Here is an 8676-nt window from a genome sequence, read left to right as displayed (position 1 = left end):
AAGGGTGTCAATGTTGGCAAGTCACTGTGCGAGCATGACCTGCTTGATACCGCGCGCGAGATTTTCAAAAAGGCCGAAGCCGCCAATTGCGAAATCGTCCTGCCGGTCGATGGTCTGGTGGCCAAGGAGTTTGCCGCCAATGCGCCGCATGATGTTTGTGATATCAACGACGTCGCAGCAGACGGCATGATCCTTGATGCCGGTCCGGCAACCATCGAAGACTTGAACAAGCGGCTCGAGACTTGTGAAACGCTGGTCTGGAACGGCCCGTTGGGTGCGTTTGAAATTACCCCGTTTGACACCGCAACCGTTTCGGTCGCCCAGCATGCAGCCGAACTGACCAAGGCTGGCAAGCTTCTGTCGGTTGCAGGCGGTGGCGACACGGTCGCAGCCCTGCGTCATGCCGATTCTGATCAGGCATTTTCCTATGTCTCGACCGCGGGTGGTGCGTTCCTGGAATGGCTGGAAGGCAAGACCCTTCCGGGGGTGGCGGCCCTTCGCGCCAGCTAAGCCATTTGGTTTGGGCACAAAACAACAAACCCCGCCAAGTTGGCGGGGTTTTCTTTTGCGGCGCGTTTAGGAAGCCTAGTCCTTCTTGACGTCAGGCAGGCTGTTTTGGGCCGTGCTTTGCATGATTTCATCGCGTTCGGTCAGGAAACCAGCATAGCCGTTTTCCATCATGGCTCCGCCCAGCTCGATATAGACGGTGAACAGGCGCGATAAGGTATCGGCCTCGTCCGTATCAAGAACCGACAGCAATTCACCCGATCTGGCTTGCCCGGTTTCGAAATGCTCCCAGGCATGTTCGAGCAGGATTTTACCGAGATAATCGAGATCACCATATTTGCCCTGACCGATGGCATTGCGGATTTCACCAAGGGTGATGTCGGCAGCGATCAGGACTTCCGAGGGGATGGTGACAAGGCGGTCGGGGCCTTTGATGTCTTCGGGCAGGTCGCGCAGGATGTGGATGATATAGCAAAAGATCGCCATGTCCCGCGCGTGATAGAGCGGCGGGTTGGTCAGTGGCGAGGTATAGCCGATCTCTGCGTCATAACGGGCCGACAACAGATAAACAAAAATTGATGCCGGTGCCGCGGTCGCCCCTTCGCAATAGGCGATAAAATCTTCCCATTCGTCCATCGGTTCTTCGGCGATGTCACGATGAAGCGCATCTGCCAGTTCGATCCATGGATCTGCGGGAAGGTCGCTGCGTCCCAACGTCAGGCGCAGGGCCTGATAGACCTCAGCCGACAAAGGGCCATTTTCGGCCAGCGGATTATCCAAATCAGCCTTGGCGGCGATGACCTGTGCCTGCCATTGATGAATGGTTTGCAGGACAAATTCGCGTTGGGCATCGCGCTCGGCATCGGGCAGTTCAAGGAATCCGTCATCGACGATATCGTCGATCACACGCATTGAGGCATAGGCTGCCAGAAAGAAACGCTGCCGTTCGGGCGAAAGGCGCATTGCGGCACGATACAGGTTGGCATTCTTTGCGGCTGCCAGTTCGTTGCAGGCATCGAATGGTGGTCCAAGTACAGCCTGTTCAGGAGGGAGCGAATGGCTCATGCGTGTCTGGATGTCCCGTTGGTTTGCTTTCAAACAGTCATACAGCACTGCCAGCGCTGCGCAACATCCGAATTGGGAATTGTCAGGGGCGTTGGCATACGGTGCGCAATCGCATGATCAGAACTGGATCCGGTATCTGGCCGTCAGCCCCAACATGGCATCAATGCCATCAAGTAGACCATCACTGGGGCTCGTTGTGGTCAAATCACGTGAAACTGAGCCATGCAGACCGATCCAGATATCTTCGAGCGGCATGTAGGACAGTGAGCCGGCAAGTCCGGCATCGTTGGCCAAGCCTGTGCCGGTAAAACCGAACCTTGGACGGGCACGATGTTGCATACCGAATGCATCGGTCTGGTAAACACCGAAACTGCCCGGTGTCGCGGCATCAAGATCAACGAACGGTCCGACGGTAAAACCAACATCAGGAGACGGTGAATAGCCTAATCCAATCTGGGCATTCATGCCGTGATCAGAACGCGGCGTGCCACCAAATTCAAGCCAGTACTGTGCCGGATTGTGAGGATCTGTTGCATCGGGACCAAGCGTCAGGCCATAGCGTGCCGACGGGGTAAAGCTGCGATCAAAGCCGGTTGGGTTTGAGGATGAAATACCGCCCGGGCCAAATGCGCTGCCGCCCGGGATCAACGTGATGCCGGTTTGCGAAGTTGGTTCAGTTTGCAGCGATTGGGCAAAAGCCGAGGGGTTCTGAACCAGACCCGCATGCAGCAAAGCCGTCAGAAATATCCATATCCGGTGTCTTTTTGCCCAATTTGGCCAATGCAGCTTTTTCATGTCGCCTGTGCCCACAGGTGATCAAATAACCACAGCAATCGAGGCAAAAGCCAGACTGCGTCCTTTGCCGGACGCTTGAATGGTTTGATTTTGTTGGTCCCAACCAACAACCGTTGAACCCTTGCTGCGTTCTTGGCGCGCAGCAAACTTCATCGGGTTCTTGACGGACGGGGTTTTCCGGCGTGACTTGATCCTGCGATTTACCGGGCTTTGGCCGGTCAGGATGTGCTCTTGCTCAGAAAGTCCCGAATTGCGTCGATTTGCGCTTTATCATTTAAGTGGGGTGCGTGCCCGCAGTTCGCCACTGCAAAAACCGGCATTTGTGGTTTTTTCTGTTTCATTTTATCGACGATGGATTTCGGGATCAGGTCAGACTGTTCGCCGCTGATCAGCATGACGGGACAGGGCAGGGCTTCAAATTCGGCCCAGGCATCAAAGTTATCAATATGTTCGGCAAAAACCCGCATCACTTGCGGGTCGTAATGCATCATGAAATTGCCATTGGGCAGGCGACGTACGGAACGTGATGCCAAAAAGGCCCATGTCGCATCATCGGCCACCCCGAAGGAGGCATAAACCAGCCGAACAAGCTGTTCGACCTCGTCGATGGTTTCAAATTCCGGGGACGCCCCGACATAGGATTTGATGCGGGCAACCGCGGCAGGCTCAAGTTCGGGGCCAATGTCATTAAGCACCAGCCGTTCGATGCGTCCGGCAACTTCGGTTGTGGCATAAAGGCCAATCAGGCCACCCATGGATGTACCGATCCAGTCGCAGGTATCGATATTGAAATGATCAAGCAGTTCAAACATCTGCGCAACATAGAACGGCACGGTGTATTCCGCGTCCGGATCGCTGGCCCAACCGGAAAATCCCCGCCCGATCATTGATGGACAGAGGACATAATATTTGTCGGTAAAATGCGGCGCGACATGGTCAAAGTCATCGGCCAGACGGGCAAGGCCGTGCATCATCAGAAGCGGTCGATTGGTCGGATTGCCCCATGCCCTGACATGGACTTCATAGCCACAGCATTTGACGAAATGTTCGCGAAAATCGGCCATGGGGTGCTCCTTGTCAGGGATGTCTTGTTCGAATCGTCAGGCGGACTTCTTGCGGGCGATCATGAACAGGCGATTGAACGGAAACAGGGTACGTCCGTCATCGCGTGACGGATAGACCTGATTAAGCCGTTCCTTGTATTTCGCGGTGAATTTTGCGCGTGCTTCATCATCGGGCAGTGCATCCATGACCGGACGCAGGATGGTTGAACTGGTCCAGTTATAGACCGCGTCTGGCCCGGTCAGCACGTGACAATATTGCGTTTGCCAAAGGTCGACTTCATCACAAGCGGGGGTCAACACATCGAAATAATCACCCGGGCGCATGATGCGGGCCGCGTGCATCGCGGTTGCCACTTCCTTGCGCCAGTCCATCCCGGCTTCGCCAATCAACTGGTGGCTGGGTGCCAGGAAATTGTTCGGCACCTGAATGGCGATGATGCCGCCGGGGCGAAGATGTTCAAGAAGGCGCGGAAACAGTTTTGAGTGATCGGGGACCCAGTGCAGGGCCGCATTGGAAAACAGCAGATCAACTGGCGCGTCCGGTTGCCAGTCGGCGATGTCGGCCTTTTGCCAGGTGATTTTTTCATCCCGCTTGCGTGCGGTTTCAAGCATCTCGTCAGACGAATCAACGCCCGTGATACGCGGCCCGTCAGGATCGCTTGCGCCATATGCATCGGCAAGTATGGCTGTTACCGAACCCGGGCCACAGCCCAGGTCGACAATATGACGGGGTGAAAACCCGCTTGCCGGTTTGGGCAAACGCGAAATCAGATCGATGGCCGGTCGCAGGCGTTCATTGCCAAACAAACCGTAACGGGCGGGGTCCCAGTGTGTATTGCTCATGGGGAAAGTCTTATCGCGTTTCGGATGTCATTTGAAGCATCGAGGAGAGTTGCCGCCAAAAACAAGCGCCCCAGACCAGAGGTTGGGGCGCAGAAATCCGATGATACACCAAAAGCAGCGATCAGTGATCGGACGCTTCAAGCTGGTCATAATGGCCCTTGATCAGATGGAACATGAACAGCACGGCACCAATGAACATCGCAAGCCCGACGAAGTAGGAATAACCGTCCTGCGAACCTGACGCGTAAAACAGGCCGAAAAGACCGACCACGATGGTCAGAACACCAAAGATCAACCGATCCATACCCATGTTGGAACTCCTCTAAGCCGAATGTTTGTTATTCAAATTTATCGAAAACTATCCTGCGATCAAACCGCAAACATCGTCTTATGCCTGACCCTTTTCGCGAATTCTTTGCGGTATGTCATGAAACTCGGCAGCAATTTGTAAATAAACCGGCCTTTTGAACGGTACGATAAGGTCCGGCAGGGTTGCCAGATCGTTCCAGCGCCAGCTGTCAAATTCCGGATCCGGGACATCAATATTGATGTGTTTGTCCTTGCCGGTAAAGCGCATGGCGAACCATTTCTGTTTCTGGCCGCGATACTTGCCCTTGAAGGCCTTGCCGATCAGGTGTTCGGGCAGGTCATAGGTCAGCCAGTTCGGCGTTTCGGAAATGATTTCGGCCTTGTCGGTGCCGATTTCTTCCTTGAGTTCGCGCATGGCGGCTTCAATCGGCGTTTCCCCGTCATCAATGCCGCCTTGCGGCAGTTGCCAGGCGCCTTCAAACCCGAACCGGTTGCCCATCCAGACCAATCCGTCTGCGTTAAACAGGGCAATACCGACGCATGGCCGATAAGGAAGATCATCTGCCGTGACTTTGTCTGCGTTCGGGGTGTCGGACTTCTTTGCCATGACTGCTCCTGACTGACAGGGCCGGGGTACCGGCATCTGTCTTAGTTCTCGATTGTGTTGGCGGGTTCGTCGGGCTCGGCAGGGTCGGCAGGTTCCGAAAGTGCTTCTTCCTGCTCTGCCTGTTCGGCCATGACCTCACGTTCGCGTTCTTCGGCTTCAAGGCGGGCGGCCTCTGCCTCGTCGGCAGATTGCGGCGTGACCTGCTGGCCTGATACGGCACTGACCGGGACCAGAACAACGCCCTGACGTTTCAGGCGGAAGGCCCAGTTGCGCAGTCGCTGGATCGTCACCGGATAGGATTGCGCAATCCCGACGGCTACGCCATTGCGTTTGGCGATCTCGACCAGTTCGGCCAATCGCCTGTCGATGTGGCGGCGGCTTGGCGTGTCATCAATGATGACATTGCTGATCGCATTCGGTGTTCCGTCGTTTGCCGCAAGTTGCGCGCCATAGCTGGCGACACCGCTTCCGGTGCCTTCAACATACATAAGGCCAGTACGCGAAATGAATTCGATCACCGGGCGAATGGCACTATCTAGGCTGCCAAATTTCGATCCCTGACGGCTGACAAGACCGGCATAGCCGGGAAAACGTGCCAACAACCATTCCAGCCGGACAAGGTTTTCACCCTCTGACAGGGATGTCAAAAGTGCGCGCGGTCCGGGGTCTGACAGCGGGAAGTCCGCCGGTTCCATCGGAAGTTCGAGGAAGACCTCATGGCCCATGGCGCGTGCTTCGCGGGCAACTGTTTGCAGATCGCGGGCATAGGGCGAAATCGCCAGTGAAATGTTCAGGGGCAGATCATTGATGGCCGCGTCGGTGCGCTCTTCGTTCAGGCCAACACCAGTCAGCATCACGGCGACAACCGGGGTACCTTCGGGCAGTTCGAACGGGCGTTTGTAGGCTTCAAACGGTGTGGTGCCATCATCGCCGATGCGCGGGATGCGGCCAAAACTGCCTTCCTCGTCAAGACCGGGCAATGGGGCCGGGCGCAAGGGATCGGGTTCAATCGGTTCGTCAAACGATCCTTCTTCCTCGATCAGGGCGGCGAGTTCTTCTGGTGTCGGGGCACCATCACCGGTGCCATCGGTTGCCCCCGGTGTTCCGATCAGGTCGGAAACGCCATCAAGGTTGCCGGCAATGTCTTCGGCCGACTGGCCTTGGCCATTTGCACCATTTGCAGCCTCCATCGCGGCGCGATCGCGATCCTGAATGTCCTTAACACCGCGCGCGATTTCTTCTTGCAGTTCGCGTTCGGTGCCCGGAACCGTGATCGTGGCTTCCGGCCCGCCAGCATGAAACAGCCGCCAGCCGGTTTCCGGATCAAGCACCGGGATCATCGCGACCGCCGTTGCGCAAAACGGCGACAGGAACAGGGTAATGATCAGCAGTTTCGAAAGCCAGCTGCGCCGGGATTTCGGCCGCTTTGGCATTCGTTTGAACTGCACCTCGATCGGCAGTTCATTGAAGGGAAGGTCATCGAGATTGATGTTGTCTTCATCGTCGTCGGCGTCAGTCATCCCGTCGCCAAGGTCGTCGGCCAAATCACTGGCCATGTCCTCGTCGATGTCACCGTTCTTTTTCTTTCGGAACGGCAAGGAATTTAGGATTTTCCTGAACACGCGCAACTAGTCTCTCACGATGCCGGGTCCAACCTTACCCATTCGGACGCGGGCCAAACAGCGAAATACCCCGGATCATGTCAAGCGCACGCGACAGCTGATAATCATCAATCGCCAGCTGTTCGGCCTCGTCACGGCGGGAATTTGCATCCTGTTCCGCATCTGTGATGCCTTCGTCCTCGTTGCGAAGGGCGCCACTAAGCGATGCTTCGGAGCGACGGGTATCCGCCTCAATGCTTTCGACACGTGCCTGCGGAACGATGATGTCCGGCACAATGCCGACTTCCTGAATGGATTTGCCTGATGGCGTGTAATACCGCGCCGTGGTCAGACGAAGTGCCACGTTTCCGGGCATCGGAAGGATGGTCTGGACCGATCCCTTGCCAAAGCTGCGTGTACCCATAATGACCGCACGGCGGTGATCCTGAAGCGCACCAGCAACAATTTCGGATGCCGAGGCAGAGCCATCATTGATCAGCACAACAATCGGCAAGCCTTCGCTGAGGTCACCGCTGCGTGCATTGTACCGTTCGGTGTTTTCGGTATCACGTGGACGGGTCGATACGATTTCACCCTTATCAAGGAAGGCATCGGAAACCGAGATCGCCTGATCAAGCAAACCGCCCGGATTGTTGCGCAGGTCAATCACCAGACCCTTGATTTCAGGGCCGATTTCTTCGCGCATGTCGGCAATAGCGCGCTGCAGGCCGCTGGCGGTCTGTTCGTTGAATTTGGTAATACGGATATAGCCGATATCGTCTTTCGGTTCGGCGCGGACCGACTGGATCTTGATCACCGCACGGGTCAGGGTGACATCAAATGGTGCCTGCTCACCCTTGCGGATGATGGTCAGGACGATGTCGGTATTGACCTTGCCGCGCATCATCTCGACCGCGTCATTCAGCGTCATGCCGCGAATGGCGGTGCCATCGATATGCGTAATGAAGTCGCCCGGCTGAAGGCCAGCCTTTTCGGCCGGCGTGTCATAGATCGGTGCGATAACTTTGACAAAGCCGTCTTCCATGGTGACTTCGATGCCAAGACCACCGAATTCGCCGCGGGTATCGACCTGCATTTCCTCGAAATTATCCATATTCAGATATGAGGAATGCGGATCAAGCGATGTCAGCATGCCGTTGATGGCCGCTTCGATCAGTCGTTTGTCATCGACGTCTTCGACATATTTGCTTTTGACCTGTTCGAACACATCGCCAAACAGGTTGAGCAGCCGATAGGTCTCAGCCGAGGAGGTTGAAGATTGCGCCAAAACTGGCGACGCAAGGCCGATAGTCATGCCGGTCGCGAGTGCGAGTACTGCCAATCGTGAGGTTTTCATCCACTTACCTTGCCGTTTTTCGAGGCCAGCCATGGAAGCGGATTGATTGCTTCCCCGTTCTGGCGCATCTCCAGATATAGTTTTGGCGAAGTTTCACCCATAATACCAACAGGTTCGCCCGCCAATAGATATTGTCCTACCACACTGTCCAGCCGATCAAAACCGGCGATAAGGCTATGGTATCCTTCGCCGTGTTCGATAATCAAGAGCCGGCCATACCCGCGGAAGGGGCCGGCAAAGACAACTTTGCCGTCAAAAGGCGAGACAACCTGCGCATTTGCGCGTGTGCTGATCTCAATTCCCTTGGATCTGTTTACGGTCAAACCATCCGGGCCGCGTGATTTTTCACCAAAAAGTGTAACCACTTTACCACTGGCGGGCATGCGGAGGTTGCCCTGTGCCAGTGTGATCGAGCTGCCAACAGCGAATTCTTCGTCGCTTGTGTCGTTACCACCGGTCTTGCCCGCATCAGATTTGCTTTCGGGCGGCGCTGGCGGTGTGTTTTTGGCAATTGTTGTCGCACCAAGC

The 8676-nt window shown here is 55.8% G+C and carries 10 protein-coding genes; 1 reads left to right on the top strand and 9 read right to left on the bottom strand.

Annotated elements, in window-relative coordinates:
- A partial coding sequence (gene pgk, locus B3Z49_RS01795) for a phosphoglycerate kinase (protein WP_296987861.1) occupies positions 1-510 on the top strand: 510 nt, incomplete at its 5' end.
- Positions 511-585: 75 nt separating this feature from the next.
- On the opposite strand, the gene B3Z49_RS01790 is transcribed toward pgk, so the two are convergent.
- The 9 genes from B3Z49_RS01790 to B3Z49_RS01750 form a co-directional block, all read right to left on the bottom strand.
- Complete coding sequence (locus B3Z49_RS01790) at positions 586-1572, bottom strand: squalene/phytoene synthase family protein (protein ID WP_296987860.1); 987 nt, start codon at positions 1570-1572, stop codon at positions 586-588.
- A 117-nt stretch (positions 1573-1689) separates the two neighbouring features.
- On the bottom strand, positions 1690-2304 hold the full coding sequence (locus B3Z49_RS01785) for a hypothetical protein (RefSeq protein ID WP_296987858.1): 615 nt from the start codon (positions 2302-2304) through the stop codon (positions 1690-1692).
- A gap of 281 nt (positions 2305-2585) precedes the next feature.
- On the bottom strand, positions 2586-3431 hold the full coding sequence (locus B3Z49_RS01780) for an alpha/beta fold hydrolase (protein WP_296987856.1): 846 nt from the start codon (positions 3429-3431) through the stop codon (positions 2586-2588).
- Between the two features lie 36 nt (positions 3432-3467).
- Positions 3468-4274, bottom strand: coding sequence for a methyltransferase domain-containing protein (locus B3Z49_RS01775; RefSeq protein WP_296987854.1), 807 nt, complete (start codon positions 4272-4274; stop codon positions 3468-3470).
- A 121-nt stretch (positions 4275-4395) separates the two neighbouring features.
- The gene (locus B3Z49_RS01770; RefSeq protein ID WP_008889835.1) at positions 4396-4584 is read right to left on the bottom strand and encodes a hypothetical protein; all 189 of its coding nucleotides are present in this window, start codon (positions 4582-4584) and stop codon (positions 4396-4398) included.
- A gap of 78 nt (positions 4585-4662) precedes the next feature.
- Complete coding sequence (locus B3Z49_RS01765) at positions 4663-5190, bottom strand: RNA pyrophosphohydrolase (protein ID WP_008889836.1); 528 nt, start codon at positions 5188-5190, stop codon at positions 4663-4665.
- Between the two features lie 41 nt (positions 5191-5231).
- On the bottom strand, positions 5232-6788 hold the full coding sequence (locus B3Z49_RS01760) for a divergent polysaccharide deacetylase family protein (protein WP_296987851.1): 1557 nt from the start codon (positions 6786-6788) through the stop codon (positions 5232-5234).
- A gap of 58 nt (positions 6789-6846) precedes the next feature.
- A complete protein-coding gene (locus B3Z49_RS01755; RefSeq protein WP_008889838.1) occupies positions 6847-8148 on the bottom strand; it encodes a S41 family peptidase in 1302 nt (433 codons plus the stop codon).
- Positions 8145-8676: murein hydrolase activator EnvC family protein (locus B3Z49_RS01750; RefSeq protein WP_296987850.1), on the bottom strand; the 532-nt coding region annotated here is incomplete at its 5' end. The genes B3Z49_RS01755 and B3Z49_RS01750, both read right to left, overlap by 4 nt.

Source organism: Thalassospira sp. UBA1131 (genome assembly GCF_002311515.1).
GTDB lineage: Bacteria > Pseudomonadota > Alphaproteobacteria > Rhodospirillales > Thalassospiraceae > Thalassospira.
This window is presented reverse-complemented; position numbering and strand designations above follow the sequence as displayed.